At 69.8% G+C, this 1,993-nt stretch carries 1 protein-coding gene; it reads right to left on the reverse strand.

What is annotated here, in order from left to right; translation table 11 throughout:
• On the reverse strand, nt 1-1,993 hold a 1,993-nt coding region (locus IEZ19_RS49620), incomplete at both ends, for a condensation domain-containing protein (protein WP_229841741.1).

Consider the following 1,993-nt stretch of genomic DNA (forward strand, 5'->3'; position numbering starts at 1 on the left):
CAACCAATGCGCCAACCGATTCGCCCACACATCCAACTCGCCATACGACACCTCGACGCCATCCGACACCACCGCCACCGCACCCGGAGAAGCCACCACCTGCGCCTCGAACAGCTCCACCACCGACGCACCAGCCACACCCGACGCCGTGTCATTCCACCCCGACAGGAGCCAATCCCGCTCTGCCGGATCGAGGATGTCCACCTCCCGCAGAGCGATCTCCGGAGTGGCGCCGTCGAGTGTCCCGGCGAGGGCGGTGACCGTGTTCTCCACGGCGGTGCACATCAGGCGGCCCACTGCGCCCGGGTCGATGGAGCTGTACGACTGGACGCTGATGATCATCCGCTCGCGGGCGATGTCGTCCACCGACACGGCCAGGGGGTAGTTGGTCCGTTCTTGGACGAGCACACCGCGGACGCCCTCGAACCCCTGCCGGCCGGCGTTGTCCGCGCCTCGCCACAGATGCCGGTAGTTGAACAGCGAGGTGAACAGGGGCGCGTCGCCCACGATCCCGCTGGCGTGCTGGGCGATGGCCAGCGGCGCATGCTCGTGCTCCAGAAGTGCCGCCAGTTGGCCGCGCATGTCCTCGACCGCCGTCCGAACGCCCAGTCGGCCGGTCTGGACGCGTACGGGCAGGGTGTTGATGAACGGGCCCAGCACCCGGTCGTTTCCCTCACCGGCGTTCATCCGGCCGAGCAGCACCGTCCCGAAGACCACGTCGTCGCGACCGGACAGCACTCCGAGGACCCGCGCCCAGGCCACGTGCAGCACCGTGGCCGGGCTGACTCCAAGGCGTTGGGCGATGTCCCGCAGTCGAAGGACGACATCGCTGTCCACGGGCGCCAGTTCAGTGATCGCGTCGGTGCCGCTGCTCCGCACATCGAGCTGCCCGTACGGCGCGGTCGGCTCAGTGACGTCGCTGAGCAACTCGGCGAAGAAGCGCTCGTGTTCGGCCCGGGGGATGCTCCGGGTCCTGGCGACGACATCGCGGAAAGGCAGCGGCGGGGCGAGCCGGTCGGCACGCCCGGCCAGCATCGCCCGCAGTTCCTGGAGCAACACATCCAGGCTCAGACGGTCCTGGGCGAGGTGATGCATGCGCACGAGGCCCAGCCACCGGCCGTCCGCCACCTCGGCCACATGCAGGTCCATCAACGGAGCACGGCCCAGGCTCAGCACCGAGCCGGCCGCGGCGAGCAGAGCAGTGGCCGGGTCGCCGTCGACAGGGTCCAGTTCGTGCTCGACGACGGGCATGACCGCGCGGCGCGACACCACCTGGACGGGCTCGCGCAGGCCTTCCCACACCACCGCCGTGCGATAGATGTCATGGCGGTCCACGATCTGCTGCAAGGCACGCGTGACCGCATCCAGCCGGTCGCGGGTGTCGAACTCAACCACCTGAGCGGTGACGTACACGTCGATGCCGTCGTCGGCCAGTAGGTGGTGGAACAACATGCCTTCCTGCAACGGCGTCAGCGGGTACACGTCCGCGACATTGGCCGCGCCGCCCTCCACCGCCGTCACCACCCGGTCGATCTCCGCCTGGGAGAGCTCGACCAGCGACAGCATGTCGGGCGTGATCCGCTCGGCGCCGGCAGGGATGAGGTTCTCCGGTGTCAGGAACGCCTCGGCATCGGCCGCGCCCGCCAGGCCGGCCGGGGTCGGCGTCTCGAACAGCGCGCGCACCGGTACGGTCACGCCCCGCGCCCGCAGCCGCTCGACCAGCCGTATCGCGAGGAGTGAGTGGCCGCCGAGCCGGAAGAAGTCGTCGTCCATGCCGACCGCGTCCAGCCCCAGCACCCGAGCGAAGACCTCGCAGAGGATCTCCTCTTGCACGGTCGCCGGGCCCCGACCGGCGCCCGCCTCGTATTCCGGCGCCGGCAGTGCCTTGCGGTCCAGCTTCCCGTTCACCGTCAACGGCAGCTCGTCGAGTGTCACGAAGGCGGCGGGCACCATGTACTCCGGCAGCCGTGTCGCGACGAACTCCCGCAGCCCC

Source organism: Streptomyces brasiliensis, from assembly GCF_014647875.1.
Lineage (GTDB): Bacteria > Actinomycetota > Actinomycetes > Streptomycetales > Streptomycetaceae > Streptomyces > Streptomyces brasiliensis.